This window comes from Cupriavidus metallidurans CH34 (genome assembly GCF_000196015.1).
GTDB lineage: Bacteria > Pseudomonadota > Gammaproteobacteria > Burkholderiales > Burkholderiaceae > Cupriavidus > Cupriavidus metallidurans.
The window spans coordinates 419,275-435,447 of the sequence record NC_007974.2 but is presented as its reverse complement, the minus strand read 5'-3'; the positions used below and the strand labels follow the sequence as shown (position 1 = coordinate 435,447).

At 65.2% G+C, this 16,173-nt stretch carries 14 protein-coding genes and 1 pseudogene; 6 read left to right on the top strand and 9 right to left on the bottom strand.

The window, feature by feature from the left end; all coding sequences use genetic code 11:
- Positions 1–29: 29 nt before the first annotated feature.
- Together RMET_RS20150 and RMET_RS20145 are read right to left on the bottom strand one after the other, a co-directional pair.
- Complete coding sequence (locus RMET_RS20150) at positions 30–800, bottom strand: substrate-binding domain-containing protein (RefSeq protein ID WP_011518405.1); 771 nt, start codon at positions 798–800, stop codon at positions 30–32.
- Positions 801–980: 180 nt separating this feature from the next.
- Complete coding sequence (locus RMET_RS20145) at positions 981–1,703, bottom strand: GntR family transcriptional regulator (protein WP_011518404.1); 723 nt, start codon at positions 1,701–1,703, stop codon at positions 981–983.
- 187 nt (positions 1,704–1,890) lie between these two features.
- Here RMET_RS20145 and RMET_RS20140 point away from each other — a divergent pair, with 187 nt between their 5' ends.
- The 4 genes from RMET_RS20140 to RMET_RS20125 all read left to right on the top strand — a co-directional run bounded on the left by RMET_RS20140 (position 1,891) and on the right by RMET_RS20125 (position 6,204).
- A complete protein-coding gene (locus RMET_RS20140; protein ID WP_011518403.1) occupies positions 1,891–3,192 on the top strand; it encodes an MFS transporter in 1,302 nt (433 codons plus the stop codon).
- 95 nt (positions 3,193–3,287) lie between these two features.
- The gene (locus RMET_RS20135; RefSeq protein WP_011518402.1) at positions 3,288–4,016 is read left to right on the top strand and encodes a maleate cis-trans isomerase family protein; all 729 of its coding nucleotides are present in this window, start codon (positions 3,288–3,290) and stop codon (positions 4,014–4,016) included.
- Complete coding sequence (gene hydA, locus RMET_RS20130) at positions 3,961–5,460, top strand: dihydropyrimidinase (protein ID WP_227874008.1); 1,500 nt, start codon at positions 3,961–3,963, stop codon at positions 5,458–5,460. The genes RMET_RS20135 and hydA overlap by 56 nt, the downstream gene beginning before the upstream one ends.
- Positions 5,461–5,466: 6 nt before the next feature.
- On the top strand, positions 5,467–6,204 hold the full coding sequence (locus RMET_RS20125) for an aspartate/glutamate racemase family protein (protein ID WP_011518400.1): 738 nt from the start codon (positions 5,467–5,469) through the stop codon (positions 6,202–6,204).
- Between the two features lie 64 nt (positions 6,205–6,268).
- On the opposite strand, the gene RMET_RS20120 is transcribed toward RMET_RS20125, so the two are convergent.
- The 6 genes from RMET_RS20120 to RMET_RS20095 all read right to left on the bottom strand — a co-directional run bounded on the left by RMET_RS20120 (position 6,269) and on the right by RMET_RS20095 (position 11,131).
- A complete protein-coding gene (locus RMET_RS20120) occupies positions 6,269–6,709 on the bottom strand; it encodes a MarR family winged helix-turn-helix transcriptional regulator (RefSeq protein ID WP_029308874.1) in 441 nt (146 codons plus the stop codon).
- A 224-nt stretch (positions 6,710–6,933) separates the two neighbouring features.
- Positions 6,934–7,689: a DUF4410 domain-containing protein gene (locus RMET_RS20115; protein ID WP_011518398.1), complete on the bottom strand. Its 756-nt coding sequence runs from the start codon at positions 7,687–7,689 to the stop codon at positions 6,934–6,936.
- A 123-nt stretch (positions 7,690–7,812) separates the two neighbouring features.
- Positions 7,813–9,126 (bottom strand): ATP-binding protein, encoded by a 1,314-nt coding sequence (locus RMET_RS20110; RefSeq protein WP_011518397.1) that lies wholly within the window; start codon positions 9,124–9,126, stop codon positions 7,813–7,815.
- The gene (locus RMET_RS20105) at positions 9,126–9,839 is read right to left on the bottom strand and encodes a response regulator (protein ID WP_011518396.1); all 714 of its coding nucleotides are present in this window, start codon (positions 9,837–9,839) and stop codon (positions 9,126–9,128) included. The genes RMET_RS20110 and RMET_RS20105 overlap by 1 nt, the downstream gene beginning before the upstream one ends.
- Before the next feature lie 18 nt (positions 9,840–9,857).
- Positions 9,858–10,196: a hypothetical protein gene (locus tag RMET_RS20100; protein WP_029309810.1), complete on the bottom strand. Its 339-nt coding sequence runs from the start codon at positions 10,194–10,196 to the stop codon at positions 9,858–9,860.
- A gap of 71 nt (positions 10,197–10,267) precedes the next feature.
- A complete protein-coding gene (locus RMET_RS20095) occupies positions 10,268–11,131 on the bottom strand; it encodes a hypothetical protein (RefSeq protein ID WP_011518394.1) in 864 nt (287 codons plus the stop codon).
- Positions 11,132–11,382: 251 nt separating this feature from the next.
- Between RMET_RS20095 and RMET_RS20090 the strand changes: the two genes are divergently transcribed.
- Both RMET_RS20090 and RMET_RS20085 read left to right on the top strand, forming a co-directional pair.
- On the top strand, positions 11,383–12,306 hold the full coding sequence (locus RMET_RS20090) for a sterol desaturase family protein (RefSeq protein WP_011518393.1): 924 nt from the start codon (positions 11,383–11,385) through the stop codon (positions 12,304–12,306).
- 105 nt (positions 12,307–12,411) lie between these two features.
- Positions 12,412–13,200, top strand: a pseudogene (locus tag RMET_RS20085) (YoaK family protein); the annotation flags it as partial.
- A 42-nt stretch (positions 13,201–13,242) separates the two neighbouring features.
- Here the strand turns inward: RMET_RS20085 and RMET_RS20080 are convergent.
- Complete coding sequence (locus RMET_RS20080; protein ID WP_011518391.1) at positions 13,243–16,164, bottom strand: HD domain-containing phosphohydrolase; 2,922 nt, start codon at positions 16,162–16,164, stop codon at positions 13,243–13,245.
- Positions 16,165–16,173: the final 9 nt, after the last annotated feature.

Here is a 16,173-nt window from a genome sequence, read left to right as displayed (position 1 = left end):
CCGGGGTAGTACTGCAGTCTCCGAAAAACCTAGTGGGGGACGGAATCGAGGCCCGTCTCCTTCACAACCGTCTGGGCGGCCGGCGCAGCCATGTAGTCGAGCAACGCCTTTGCCAGCGCGGGGTGTGCAGCGTTGACAGGAATCCCGCCGGCGAAACGCGTGATCGACTGCACGTCCTCGGGGATGCGTCCGGCGAAACTCACACCAGACACCGGCAACAGCTCGCTCACCTGCTGGAAACCGATCTCGTACTCGCCATTGGCGACGACCGAGGCCACCGGGGTCTTCTCGATCTTCTTCGCCTTGGCGCCCAGTACCTCCGGCTCACCAAGCCGCTTGAACAGTTCACGCTGAACGTAAACGCCGCTGGCGCTATCGGAATAGGCAATCGACTTCGCCTGCATCAGCGCGCGACGCAGCGCGTCCACGGTACGGATATCGGGCACCACCTCGCCCTGCCGCACCACCATGCCGATGCGCGAATCAGCCAGTTCGACGCGCGACTTCGGATCGACTACACCCTTCTTGATCAGATCGTCTAGCGCGTAGCCGACCATGATCACCACGTCGGCCTGCTCGCCGCGCGCCAGCCGGTTCGGAATGGCTTCCGGTGATTGCCCCATCGACGGCCCAAGCGTCGTTTCCAGCGTGTTGCCGCTCTCCCCGGCGAATTGCGGACCCAGGATCTTGTAGGCGGCCGTGAATCCGCCCGATGTCATCACGCGAATGTCCTCGGCCTGGACGGTCGAGGCGAATAGCGTCGCAACCGCGGCGCACGCGCCGACCCATGTCCTGATCATGTTTTATGTCTCCATCGTCGTCGCGGTAGGGGAAAGTCGCGCTGGCGTGGACTATAGGTATCGTCAGGCGGCGCAGCCAGCCACAATTAGTGAAGCCGTCTTCAGTATTCCTGAAGAGCGATGCTGATCCATCGGAAAAACGGCAGGACGCTCAGTTTGGAGAGAAATCATCAGCGCCTGTCAGCGCCGCGCGCCACCCGCCGCGCGCGCCGCGGGCTCGGCCAGCGTCTGCTCGACCACGCGCAGTACTTCCTTCGCAGTGTTCTCCGAATGCCGTCGCAGCACGTCGGCCAGGCGCGGACGCCCCGGCTCGCGCAGCGCCGCGATGATCTCCTCGTGCTCGGTATGCGATTCCTGCCAGCGCAGCATGTCCGCGTTGGCCGCGCCACGGGCGCGGTGGACCTTGCTCATCAGCATTGCATAGATGCCGGCCAGCACGGCGTTGCCGGCACCGTCGATGATGAGCTGGTGGATTTCCTGGTTGATGCGGAAGTAGTCAGTGCGGCGTCCGGCGTCGTGCGCGTCGATCATGGCCTGATGGCGACGTTCGATCTTGGTCACGGCTGCATCGCTGAGCCGCTGCGCCGCCAGTTCCCCGGCATGTGCCTCCAGCCCGTGCAACGTCTCGAATGTGGCGCGCAGTTCGTCGAGATCGAGCGGCGCCACGCGATAGCCGATGTACTGGCGATGCAGGACCAGCCCCTCGGCCACCAGCACCTTCAGCGCTTCGCGCAACGGCGTCTTCGACACATCGAAGGCCTCGCAGAAGGCCTTCTCGTCGATCCGCACGCCCGGCGGCAGCTCGCCTTCCTGAATCATCGTGCGCAACCGCGCCGCGATCTCGGCGGACATGCCCAGCGTGCGGAGCCGGGCGGTTTTGGGGAGCGCTTGTGTCACAGACATCACCAGGTTGGGGAATTTGCACCATCAGGAGGCTACCACACACCTAATCTGTGCATTCATAATCCATATAAATCAATGACTTACAGATGTTGTAATTACAGATTACGTATCCTATACTGCGTCCAGTTGCGCGACACGCTAAACCAAACGCCTCACCGAAGGCATCAAGGACAAGGAGACACCCGTCATGCAATCCACAAGCCCCGCCGCGGCCTCGCTCGCGGTTCCCCGCAGCAGCGTGCGATGGAAGATCTTCCTGATGATGCTGCTCCTCGTGGCGATCAACTACATCGACCGCGCATCGCTGTCGGTGGCCATGCCCCTGATCGCGAAGGAATTCGACCTGAGTCCCGCCATGCAGGGGCTGATCCTGAGTTCGTTCTTCTGGACCTATGCCGTCATGCAGGTGCCGGGCGGCATGCTGGCCGACAAGTACAAGCCGCGCATCGTGATCGCTACGGCTACCGTGTTCTGGGGTGCATTCCAGGCGCTGGCGGCGGTCTGCACCAATGCCACCTCGCTGCTGCTGACGCGGCTGGGGCTCGGCGCTGCGGAAGCGCCGATCTACCCGGCCGGCGGCAAGCTCAATGCCATCTGGATGACGAAGAACGAACGTGGCCGTGGCGCCACGCTGCTCGACGGCGGCGCGCCGCTGGGCGCGGCACTTGGCTCGCTCATCATTGCCGGGCTGATCAGCGAACTGGGCTCGTGGCGCCTGTCGTTCGTCGTGGCCGGCGTTGGCACGGTGCTGGCCGGCTTCGTGGCATGGTGGTACATCCGCAACTCGCCGCGCGAACACCTGGGCGTGAATGAACAGGAAGCCCGTCATATCGAGGACGCGCTTGCCCTGGAGCACAGCGAGGAGCCGACCAACCTGAGCGGCCGTTCACTGGACTTCTTCAAGTACCGCTCGGTCTGGTGCATGGCCATCAGCTGGATGTGCTTCAACGCCGTGTTCTACGGCTTGCTAACCTGGATGCCCACCTACCTGAGCAAGGCCCGCGGCTTCGACCTGAAGCAGATGGGCGGCGCGAGCTTCATCATCTTTTTTGCCGGATTCGTCGGCGAACTGATCGGCGGCTGGATCGCCGACAAGTGGAAGGAAGCCGGCGGACGCCCGAACGTGGTGATGCGCACACTGTTCGGCATCGCCGCGGTGGTGGCTACGGTGTCGATCTTCTCGGTCGCCTACGTCACCGACCCCGTAGCGGTCGTGGTACTGCTGTCCTCCACCCTGTTCTTCCTGCGCTGGTGCGGCCTGTTCTGGTCCGTGCCGTCGATGCTGGGCACCCGCAACAAGGTGGGCTTCCTCGGCGGCGTGATGAACCTGGGCGGCAACATCGCCGGCATCAGCGTGCCAATCATCGTCGGCCTGATCGTCCAGGCCACCGGCTCGTACTTCCTGGCGCTGATGTTCTTTGCCGCCTGCGGCATCGGCCTGCTGCTGGCGTCGACCAACATCGACTACGAAAAGAAGATTCCGGTCTGACGGTACCGCCGCAGCGCTGGAACCCCGCATTCCCACACACACAGAGGCGCCGCCCTGCGGACGGCGCCCGTTTGAACTCCTGAGTAATACCCATCATGACCAGACAGATTCGCCTCGGCATGCTCACGCCGTCCTCCAACACCGCGCTCGAACCCATCACCAGCGCGATGGTCAGCGGCCTGCCCAATGTCAGCGCGCATTTCTCGCGCTTCACCGTGACCGAGATTTCGCTGCGCGATCAGGCGCTCGGCCAGTTCGATCTGGAGAAGATCCTTGCTGCCGCTCGCCTGCTGGCCGATGCCCGTGTGGACGTCATCGCGTGGAACGGCACGTCGTCGGGCTGGCTCGGCTTTGACAAGGATGAAGCGCTGTGCCGCCAGATCACCGAGGCCACGGGCATCCCCGCCACCACATCCGTACTGGCCCTGAACGAAATCCTGGAAAAGACCGGCGCACGCCGCTTCGGCCTGGCCACGCCGTACCTGCACGATGTGCAGGAGCGCATCGTCGCCAACTACCAGCGCAGCGGTTTCGACTGCTCCGCGGAGCGCCACCTGGGATTGCATGTGAACTACAGCTTCGCCGAAGTGGACGAGGACACCGTCCGCAAGATGGTGCGCGAGCTGGCCGCCGAAAGGCCTCAGGCCATCACCACGTTCTGCACCAACCTGCATGCCGCGCATCTGGTGGAAGCGCTCGAGGCCGAGAACGGCATCCCGGTCTACGACACGATCGCCACCGTGGTGTGGAAGTCGCTGCGTCTGGCCGGTGTCGATACCCGCGCGCTGCAGGGTTGGGGCCGCCTGTTCCGCGAAGTCGAATGACCGACAATCCATCGGAGTGACGACCATGCCCGCAGACAACAATCTCGACCTGGTAATCCGCAACGCCGACGTGGTCACCGCCTCCGACCGCTTCCGTTGCGACATTGGCGTGCGCGGCGGCCGCATCGTGGCACTTGGCCACGACCTGCCGCCGGCTGCCAGCGAAATCGACGCCACCGGCCTGCTGGCCTTGCCCGGCGGCGTGGACGGCCACTGCCATCTGGACCAGCCGATGCCCGACGGCATGCGCATGGCCGATGACTTCTTCACCGGCACGCGCGCGGCTGCGTGCGGCGGCACGACCACCGTGATCCCGTTCGCCGCGCAGGAGAAAGGCGCGTCGCTCAAGGCAGCCGTGGACGACTATCACCGCCGCGCCGATGGCCGCGCCGTGATCGACTACGCGTTCCACCTGATCGTGGCGGACCCCACCCCCGCCGTGCTGCAGGACGAACTGCCGTCACTGATTCGCCAGGGCTATAGCTCCTTCAAGGTCTACATGACCTATGACGACCTCAAGCTGTCGGACCGCGAGATGCTGTCCGTGCTCGACGTGGCGCGGCAGAACAATGCGCTGGTCATGGTGCACGCCGAGAATGCCGACTGCATCTCGTGGCTGACCGACAAGCTCGTGGGGCAAGGCCGCATCGCGCCGCGCTTCCACGCGCTGGCGCGCCCCGATGCCGTCGAACGCGAGGCCACGCATCGCGCCATCACGTTCGCGGAACTGGTGGACGTGCCGATCCTGATCGTGCACGTCTCCGGCAAGGAAGCCATCGAGCAAATCCGCTGGGCGCAGGGTCGTGGCATGAAGATACTGGCGGAGACCTGCCCGCAGTACCTGTACCTGACCGCCGAGGACATGGGCATGGGCGGCGACGACGGCTACGAAGGCGCGAAGTGCGTTTGCAGCCCGCCGCCACGCGACCCGGAGAACCAGGCCGCCGTCTGGCGTGCGCTGACCAATGGCGTATTCAGCGTATTCTCGTCGGACCATGCGCCGTTCAACTACGACGATCCGGAAGGCAAGAAGCTGGGCGGCACGGCGCAGCCGTTCGACCACATCCCCAATGGCGTGCCGGGCATCGAAACCCGCCTGCCGCTGCTGTTCGACGGCGTGGCGCGCGGCAAGCTCTCGCTGCACCAGTTCGTGGAACTCACGTCGTACCGCCCCGCCAAGATCTACGGACTCTACCCGCGCAAGGGCACGATTGCTGTCGGCGCCGATGCGGACATCGTGCTCTGGGACCCCACGCGCAAGGTGCGCATCGCCAACGCCAACCTGCACCACGCGGTGGACTACACGCCGTATGAAGGCATCGAGGTCACCGGCTGGCCGATGACCACCTTCTCGCGCGGCGAACTGATCGTGCGCAATGGCGAGTACCTGGAGCCTGCGGCCGGCCGCGGCAAGTTCCTCGAAGCTGGACAACCCGAGATCTGATTCGCCATGAACCTGCTCATCGTCAATCCGAATATCAGTGAGTCGGTCACCGACCTGATTCACGCCGAGGCCCAGCGCACTGTGTCGCCGGACACCCGCATCACGATGGCAACCGCCCCGTTCGGCGTGGCCTATATCGAAACGCGCTTCGAAGCACTGGTGGGTGGCTACGCCACCGCTTGCGCCGCCGCCGAGCACGCGGGCCAGTTCGACGGCCTGATCGTCGCCGCGTTTGGCGACCCCGGCCTGGCCGGTCTGAAGGAGTTGTTCGACGTACCCGTGGTAGGCATGACGGAAGCCGCGCTGGCCAGCGCCTGCCTGTTGGGGCAGCGTTTCTCCATCATCGCGATTTCACACCGCATTCAGGCGTGGTATCGCGAATGCGTGGCGGCCAATGGCCTGGGCGACCGGCTGGCCAGCATCCGCTCATTGCAGGAACCGCTGCGCGATATTGGCAGCGTGCAGGAAGACCACTCGGCACGTCTGGAAGAACTCGCGCTGCAAGCTGTGCGCGAGGACGGCGCCGACGTGATCATCGTGGCCGGCGCGCCGCTGGCCGGACTGGCCCGCTCCCTCAAGGGCCGTATTCCGGTACCGGTGGTGGACGGCGTCAGCAGCGCCGTGCGGCATTGCGAATCGCTGGTGGCGCTGCAAGCCGGCAGCGCGCGAGAGGGCAGCTTTGCGCGCCCACCGCGCAAGCCCAACGCGGGGCTGCCGCCTGCGTTGTCGCGCCTGCTCGATTAAGCCGCCGCTCGCGGGAAGGGGGAAGCGGCATCCGCCGCTCACCCCAGCGATTCGCGGGTCCGGCCTAGTCGGAATCGGTGAATTTGCGCAGCAGCCGCAGGAACTCGCAGAATTCCTCCGTGGAGAAATCGCGCAGCCGATGGTTGAGCACTTCGGGCGCGATCTCGGGAATGCGGGTCGCCACTTCCCTGCCCTTGTCCGTCAGGAGCAGATGAATCACCCGCCGGTCCTCGATGCTACGCTGGCGCTGTAGCAATCCGCGGCTCTCGAGCTTGTCGAGCATCCGCGTCATCAGGCCGGTATCGATCCCAAGCACCTTGCTGATCTCAAACGGCGTGGTGGCCACGCCGCGCGTCAGCGACAGCAGGATGCCCATCTGCTGGCCCGTGATGTCGAGTGGCCGCAGTGCGGCATCCATCTCCATCAACAGGATGTTGCGTGCCCGGTTGAGATGGAATCCGATGCTTTGCGTGAGGTGGAAGTTTTCGGAGGAGTAGTGTTTCACGGCTTCGCGGCACCCTGACCCGTTCGTGAAACGCCAATGTATCTGATGCGCCAGGTCGAGAAAAGCCTTTTGGCGGGTACCGGCCTCATCCATTGCGTGAAAGCAGAAATCGGGCAGAGCTGGCGGGATTGCCCTGGCAGCCCTGTCTCCCCCTGTCTCCCCTCCTGCTTCCCAAGAGTCACCGCACTATCCGGCGAGCCTGCGCCCGGCAGGCCCACCGACGCTCAAACCGTCTTCGACAGCTTCTCCACCACGCCCGCCACTTGCTTCGCGACAGCATCGCCCACGCGCCTGGCTTCCGCCGAGATGCTGTCACGCTTCATCTCCGTCACCCCATGCACGCCCGCACCAGCCGCAGCGGCGGTCGTCAGCGCGCCAGCGGCGGCTCCGATCCCTGCGGTCTCCGCGATTCCCGGCATATGCCCACTGTTGGCGCTGGTCTGGAACAGTTCGACCGGGACCGGCGTGCCGTGCGCGGGTTGATAGAACACCTGCACCGACGTCGACACATCGCTCTTGCCCGCGCCAAGGCCAATCAGCATCCGGCGGCGGGACTTGCCTTCGTCGATCTTGTCAAAGCGGCCCTCGACAATCAGCGCGTTGACATCGGTCGGCACCGGGCCGTCGATGCGCTCGGCATGCAAACCCTTGGCCCGCAGATCGCCCACGATTTCGTCGGCTACCGCATTGCGTGCATCGACCGCGGTCTGGTCCTGCGAGAGCGCGCCGGCATCGCCAGTCGCCATGGCCTTGACACGGTGCATCACGTTGTCATCGACACGCACCTGGCTCGCGCTCACGTCGAAGCCGCGCACGTAGATCACGTCGGCCGACACGTGGGCCAGCGTGGCCGGCACGGATGCGTCGGAAATCATCGTGGTCGCGGAAGCGCAACCGGCCATCAGCATCGACGTAGCCGCGAAAGCGGCGAGGGTCAGGCGGCTGGCGTTACGCTGGATGGATTGAAATACGGTCTGCATGTCGAAGTCCTGCTAGTGGGTCTGCTAATGGGTCTATTTGGGGGCTGCGTGGTTTCGGCGCCGGCAGACCCAGTATCGGATGCGGCCATGCAACAGGCCAGGCAAGAACTATTTCATTCAATGTCATACGGGCAACGACACCACCACTTCCAGTCCTCCGCCCTCGCGCGGACGGAACGCGAGTGATCCGCCGTGCAGTCGCGCGATCCGCTCGACGATGGCCAGCCCGAGCCCCGTGCCGCCCGAGTGCCCGCGCGCATTGTCGCCGCGGCTGAACGGGGCGCGCAGCTGTTCGAGCTCGGCCACGCTGATACCGATGCCACGATCGCAAACGGCAACATGCGCGGCGCCGCCTTCCTTCCATGTGCGCACCATCAGTCCCGTACGGCCATAGTTAATGGCGTTCTGCATCAGGTTCATCAACAGGCGCAACATGCTCGTCGGGCGATACGAAACCGGCGGCAGATCGCCGAGATCGAGTTCGAATTCATGGCCGAGCCCGGCGAAGTCGGACGCGAGTTGGCGCACCAGCGCATTGAGGTCACCCGGCTGCGGGGCCTCGCGTTCGCCACTGCCCGCGTAGTCCATGAACTGCTGGAGGATCGTGTCGATGCGATCGAGGTAGCCTTCCACCGAGCCCACGAACGCATCGTCCGTCCCGCGCGGCAACGCCATCGCCATCGCCAGACGCAACTTGGTCAGCGGCGTGCGGATATCGTGCGAAATACCGGCCAGCATCAGCGCGCGCGTCTTCTCGGTCTGCTGCAGGGCTTCAGTCATGCGATTGAACGCACTGCTGACCTGCGATATCTCGGTCGGCCCATCGGTGGGCAGCGGCGCGGGCGTCTCTCCGGCGCTGACGTGCAACGCCGCGCGCGCCAGGTCCTGCAACGGCCGATTGATATGGCGCTGGATCAGGTATCCGGTCAGCGCTGCCAGCAGCCCGAGCGCCGCGGAAAGCGCAATGGCAGCCGTGATGCCGCTGGCCTGCGCATCGGCGGTCATCGGCAAGGCCACCCACGTTGGCATCCCGGCTGCGCGAATGCGGATCCAGAGCCGCTCGTTGTCGCCCGCATCCTGCCACTGCACCGGCATATCGGGTGGCAGGGCCTTGTGCAGCTCGTCCATGAACACGTCGCGCTGCCAGGTGCGGAACGGATGCAGCGCCCGCGCTTCCATCACATCGTCCACTGCCGGCGCGTCCGTCTGACCACCCAGGCGCGCCACGGCCACTCTGGCTTCTTCGGCCGGCATGGCCGCCATCACGCCATCGAGCATTGACACGTAGTGCGCGAACACCGTCGCGGCGCGCTCCACGCGCGGGCGTTGCGCGAAGTGCAGCAGCACCATCAGCGAACACACCTGCGTGAACGCCACCAGCGCCACCAGCAGCGCGATGTTGCGAGCCAGCAGCGAGCGCGGCAGTCCGATTCGCATCACGCCTCCACGCCGGCCACCAGCATGTATCCCACCCCCCAAACCGTCTTGATGAAGCGTGGTTTGGACGGATCTTCCTCGACGATCTGGCGCAGCCTCAGAATCTGCACGTCGATACTGCGATCGAGCGCGTCATGATCGCGGCCGCGCGCGCGGGCCAGCAGGTTCTCACGGCTGACCGGCCGGTTTGGCGAAGCGCCCAGCGCCTGGAGCAGCAGCATCTGGGCAGAGTGCACTTCCACCGGCACGCCCGCGCGCGTCAGCGTCTGCTTGCCGACATCGAAGCGGAACTCGCCAAAGCTCAGCGTCTGGGAAGCCACGGTGGGATCGCCGGCGGCGATCTTCTGGCGGCGCAGCAACGCACGGATGCGGGCCACCAGTTCGTCGGGCAGGAACGGCTTGGCCAGATAGTCGTCCGCGCCGGTATCGAGCCCGATCACGCGATCGGCCGGATCGCCCTTGGCGGTCAGCATCAGGATGGGCAGCGTCTGGCCCTCGGCACGAAGCCTGCGGCAGACCGAGAGGCCATCCTCTGGCTCCATCATCAGATCGAGCACGAGCAGGTCGTACGGTTCGCGCTGCAGGTAGCGATTGAGTTGCTTGCCGTCCGCCACCGCACGCACGTGAAAGCCATGCCCGGTCAGGAAGCGCTGCAGCATATTGCGCAGCTCCGCCTCGTCATCGAGCACGATTATCCGGTTCACCTGCTCCATGCCGCGTCTCCCATGCGTTCAGCGAGCCGACATCCGTTGGGCCATGAAAATCTCGATCTGCCGCAGCGTCACATAGCCGCTGCGCTGCGTGTCGATCTCGTCGAAATGCTTCGCCACCATCGGCATACCGGCAGCCGCCTGGGCGCGGGTCAGTTTGCCGTCATGCGTGGTGTTCGCGTTCGCGAAGCGGGCCTGCAATTGCTGTGCCGCCGCTTCGGCATGCTCGATACGGTCGCCGCCCGCGGCACCGCCCATCGCCCCCATCGCCCCCATCGCCCCCATTGCCATCAACCGGCTCTGTGCATGCGCGCCTGCCGAAACAATACACAAGATAAGTACTGCCATCATCTTCTTCACGATCTACTCCGTGGATGCAAAAGTTGGGAAATCAATCTGGACTGGCGCGCACCGGTGCGCACCGGTGCAAGTCAGACCCAGTGCGCGGGCACGTAGACGCGGCCGACCCAATGCGCCGGCACCCAGACAGCCACACGCGGCGGCGCCACATAGACCGGCGGCGGTGCCTTGGCCGTGACCACGACGGCCGGAAGCGGCGGCGCGACATAAACGGGCCCGGCCAGCGGCGGGGGAGGCGGCGCCACCGGCACCGTTGCCACGACTGCCACCGGAGGCGGCGGCACATACGCCACTGGCGCGGCACCGACCACGACCGTGCCCCCGGTCGACACCGCGCTGCCATGCACGACCGTCGCGCCACCGCCGGTGGTCACCACGCCGGACGACACGCGCGTGGCGCTGCCGGCGTGGGTGACGGTGCCGCCATAGCTGCCACTTACCGTTCCGGAGCGATCGCAGGTGCCGCCTGCGCAGGCCGTCGATGCCGCGTGGTTGTACGTGTTGCCGTTGCCGGCCGTCACGTTGCCGGACGAGCTGTATTGGCCCGGCGCCTCGCGGGTGACGCTGCCGCTGGTGGTAGCGCTACGGCCGTTGGCGCCAGTCATATCGCCGCTGTGCGAGCAGGTACCGCTCGCGCAACTAGTGCTGCCATCGTGCTGCACCGAACGGCCGTTCGGTCCCACCGCCGTGCCGGCGTTCGAGAACTGGCCGGGCGCGGTGCGGGTAACCGTGCCGGTGTTGGTGGCCAGGCCACCGTAGGGGCCAGCCACGCCGCCGGCGTGCGAGCAGCTTCCACCGCCGCACGATCCGAAGTGAGCGCCGTTGTAGGTGCCGCGTGGCGTATAGGCCGTGCCGTGGCCGGTCCAGGCGGATGCGGACGTGCTGGCCAGCAGGAGCAGTACGCCGGTGGCGGCGATCCGGGTGCGTGAAATCATCTTGAAGTCCTTTCGATTCGGTGCGCTGCAACACGACCTGGCGTGTCGACGGGCCGAACTATAGGACGACGATTCACTGGCGTCGTCCTGGAAATCGTGTCGGGAAATGTCAAGGCCAGCCGCGTGACATTGGGCGAAATAATTCCCTAATGGATTCCCGGATCGCCCGCCGCTAGAGTTGCCTCACCGATGCGGCACAACCGCGCCCCGCACTGAATCCACCGAATACACAGATTTCACCGAGGTTCACCATGGTCATCACTGGCAAGTTTGCGATGTACGTCACCGCGTTCGTCGTCACCGTCTCGCTGATCGAGGCATTCGTCCTGTGGCGCAAGCGTCGCGACGGCGTCAAACCGTTCTCGTGGAACGAGGTCTGGCTGTCCTTGGCCGACCTGGCCGGACGCAAGCTGTCGGTGCTGCTGCCGCTGTCGCTGGCCGCGCCGGTTTTCTCGTTCGCCTGGGATCACCGCCTGTTCACGATCACGCTGAACAGCGCGCTGGCTGTCTTCCTGCTCTTCGTCGGCCAGGAGTTCTGCTACTACTGGTACCACCGTGCCGCGCACCGCATCCGCTTCTTCTGGGCCACGCACGCCGTGCATCACTCCCCCAACCAGCTCACGCTCACGTCCGCGTACCGGCTGGGCTGGACCGGCAAGCTCACCGGCAGCGCCGTGTTCTTCGCGCCGCTGGTCCTGCTCGGCGTGCGCCCCGAAGTGGTGCTGGCCACGCTTTCGCTCAACCTGCTCTACCAGTTCTGGCTGCATAACGACTGGATGCCCAAGCTCGGCTGGTTTGAGTACGTGTTCAACACGCCGTCGGCCCACCGCGTCCATCACGCGTCGAACATCGACTACCTCGACGCCAACTACGGTGGCGTGCTGATCATCTTCGACCGCCTGTTCGGCACCTATGTGGAAGAGCGCGCCGATGAACCATGCCGCTACGGACTGGTCCATCCGACCACCACGCAGAACCCGATCGTCAACCAGTTCGAGCACTGGGTCAGCCTGGGTCGGGACATGGCCTCCGCCTCGAAGCTCTGGCACGCCGCCGCATACCTGATCATGCCGCCGGGCTGGGCGCCCAATGGCAAGGGCACCACCACCGAGATCCTGCGCCGCCAGCAAGAGGAACTGCGGCAGGCCGGATGGCAGCGGCCGGGCGTTGTCTAGATGCTGAAAACGCCGGGCCAGAGCGCCAAACCCCTCGGAGGGCTCACGGCCCGGTGGGCAGTGATCGTATGATTAGTGTTTTCGCCATACCCTGCCTCTACGACCATGCCGATCGGGTTCCTGCGCAGTCTGACCGCCCGTCACCGTAACCCGGTCTCCAATCGCCGCCTGGCGCGCGTGTTGTGTTTCGTGGCAGGCGCGGCCAACGCGGGCGGTTTTCTTGCGGTGCAGCAATACACATCCCACATGTCCGGCATCGTCTCCGCCATCGCGGACGACCTGGTGCTGCAGCGATACGGGCTGGTGGTACACGGCATCGGCGCACTGGCGTCGTTCCTGGCCGGGGCGGGCACCACGGCGATCCTGGTCAACTGGGCGAGAAGAGCCCGCCTGCGCAGCGAATACGCGATTCCGTTACTGGTCGAAGCCACCCTGCTGCTCTGCTTCGGGCTGCTGGGCAGCCATCTCAACGATATGGACTGGCTGTTCGTGCCGGCCACCGTGATGCTGCTGTGCTTCATGATGGGCCTGCAGAACGCCCTGATCACCAAACTCTCCAACGCCGAGATCCGTACCACGCACGTGACAGGCATGGTGACCGACATCGGCATCGAACTGGGCAAGCTGTTCTACTGGAACGCCGCGGTGCGCCCCAATAGCCGGCCGGTCATGGCCGACCGCCACAAGCTGCGTCTGCTCACGGTGCTGGTCGGCATGTTCCTGGTGGGTGGCATCGTCGGCGCGCAGGCGTTCAGCACGCTCGGCTATGCCGCCACGCTGCCGCTGGCCGCACTGCTGCTCATCGTGGCCATCATCCCGGTTGCCGACGATCTGCTGACACGATTGCTGCTGCGCGTCCACCGCGCCGATTCCGCGCGCCGCGCGCGGCGCTGGGGCGCGCGGGGCAGGTAACGCCATGGGCTGGCGGTGCCCCGTTCAGGCGGCATCGACGTAGTCTTCGGTATCCACCTCGTCGATCTGCGCGGGGTCCAGATAGCGCTGCGCGTACTCGCGATAGACGCCGGACGTCAGAAACAGGTCAAACAACTCGCCGTCGATGTGCTGCTGCGCTTTGAGCCGGGCCATGATGCCGATCGACTCCGAGAGCGTCTTGGCCTTCTTGTAGGGCCGATCCGCGGCGGTCAGCGCCTCGAAGATATCGGCAATCGCCATCATCCTGGCCAGCGGGCTCATCTGATTGCGCGTCAGCCCGCGAGGATAGCCGGTACCGTCCATCTTTTCGTGATGCCCGCCGGCAATCTCCGGCACATTGCGTAGATGCTTCGGGAACGGCAGGCGTGACAGCATGATCTGCGTCTGCACGATGTGGTCTTCCACCTTGTAGCGTTCTTCCTCGCTCAGCGTGCCGCGCCCGATCGTCAGATTGTGTATTTCGCCGTGGTCGTAGAGATAGCGCGGCACCTTGCGCTTGAAGCCCCACGGATTGTCCGGCGGCATGACATCGCGCGCCCCGCGCTCGATGCGATGATCGTCGCGATCGGCCAGCAGTCGCTCCTGCGTCGGCAATGCGTGGGCGGGCGAACGGCACTTGCGCGCGAACTCCTCGTGCGAGACGCCGAGCCGATCGTCTAGCGTCCGCGTCCAGGTGCGGGCGGCGATCTGCCGCAGTCGGTCCATGTCTTCCTGCGACATGGACTCGCCGCCCTGATTGCATGCGGCAACGAAAGCAAAGTCGTTGTCGAGCCGCACGATCTCTGCATCGCGCCGCGCCTGCGCGATCGGCAACGGCTCGCCCGCGGCAATGGATTGCAGGCACTGAATCTCGGCATCGCGTTTGATTACCTCGAAGCGCATGCGCACTTCGTGAATCCGGTCGTACAGTGTTTCCAGCTTGGTCGCCTTGTCGATCACGAATTCTGGCGTCGTCACCTTGCCGCAGTCATGCAGCCACGCGGCCACGTGCAGTTCCTCCCACTGCTGTTCGCTGAGCTGGAAGGACTGATAGGGGCCCTGGGTGACCTCGCACGCCGCCCGCGCCAGCATCTTGGTCAGTTCCGGCACGCGCGCGCAGTGACCACCCGTATGCGGGCTCTTGGCGTCGATCGCATCCGCCAGCAGCCGAATGAATGCATCGAACAGGTCGCGCTGGGCAGCGCTCAGTTCACGGACTTCCAGCGCGCCAGCGGACAGGCCGGCGATCGTATCGACGAAGGCAAGTTGCGCGGTCTGAAGCGGGGTGTCGCGCATCACCAGCACGACGCCCGGGCATTCGTGTCGATGATTGATCAGCGGAATCGCGGCCACGAAACAAGGCATGACCGATGCCAGCGGGCCAAGCTTTGCCTGAGCAGCCTCGGCAGCCGTCACATAGCCCGTGCGAGACACACCGTCACGCACCGCCGCCCCGATCAACGACAGTGCCTCCGGCAATGGCGTGGCCCCGATCTCCTGAACGATGTCACGCCCCTGCGCATCGAACGCGGCGGCGGGACGAGCGGTGTCGCCATCGATCAGGTACAGCACGCCCGCCTGCCCCGCTGCGGCGTCCTGCATCTTGTGCAACAGCAGGGGCAGCAACTTCTCGAGCTGTGATTCGGCGGTGACGGCCCGCATGATGATGAGCAACTGCTGGATGGTGTTGCGCATCTTGTCCATCGTTTCGCCCAGCCGATGGACCTCGCGCACCGGCGACCAGAAACGGAACGGCTGGTCGAAATCGAAGCGGCGGATGGCCTCGGCCTCATCGGTCAACTGACACAGCGGGCGGGCCACCGCGCGCGCGACCAGCCACATCAGCGGCAAGGACAGCAGGACGACCAGTGCGGTGGCAAATATTCCGACGCTCGCCTGCCGGGTCGCGTCCCTCAGCAATTCATCCTGCGGCGTGGCCATCACCAGGTAAAGCGTGCCGACACCGCCGCTCATACGGCCGATACTGGTGTACCAGCCCTTGCCGCCCAGCGTCGTCAGTTCGTTGCGGACGGCGGCCTCGCTGCCGCTCGCCACCTGTGCCGCAAGGCTGGACAGCACCGGCAGCCCGTAATCTTCCGGCTTGCCCAGCAGGCCCGTGCGCATGGCGTCTGGCGCCGACATCCATTCCGGGGGACTCCGGTCGATGGCGACCAGTTGTCCCTGCGCATTCAGGACGGCCAGTACCGATCCGGGTGTGGTTCTGTCTCGCGCGAGCGCCTGCCCCAGCGTGTCGAGCCGGAAGTCGCCACCGGCAACGGCACTACCGGCGCGCGTTGGCACGGCAATCGTCTCCCCGGCCTGGTAGTCGGAAAAGAACATGTACGGTTCGGTCCGAACCAGCTTGCCCGCCGCGATGGCCTCCATATACCAGGGACGTTTCCTTGGGTCGTATCGCTTCACGAAATCTGGCGTCGGGCGCCTGGCAAGCTCGTTCAGGTCCGTGTCGAGGAAAATCAATTGGCCAAATGCTGCCCCTGCGTCATGGTCGATGCTCTGGATCACGTAGGCCGAGCCTGCGGGTGCCTGGTATGGCCCGCGCTCGGCGTCATCGCGCACGCGGCGTACGTAGAAGAAACTGCCATCGGCATGACCCAGGAACAGGGACTGCAGAACCGGCGATGTGCCGAGCGCATCGCGGACCAGCGCAACACGTGCCATGCGCTGCGCGAGGGTGGTGGCCTCGCCCAGTGAGCTGTGGCTGACGAGGGTGACCGCGGCCTGGGTAGGCAGCACCATGTCCTCGACTTTCTCCAGCATCTCGCGACTGATGCGCTCGTTGGCGTCGGCCATCGCATGTTCCAGCGCCGACTTCGTCATCAGGTAGTTGACGCCGCAAGCCACCGCGCCAACCAGCAGCACCAGAACGGCGAACGGCGCCCAGATGTAAGCGTGGAGCGGAAAACCTCTTCGTGTTGCCGGTGGCATACAGCCCTC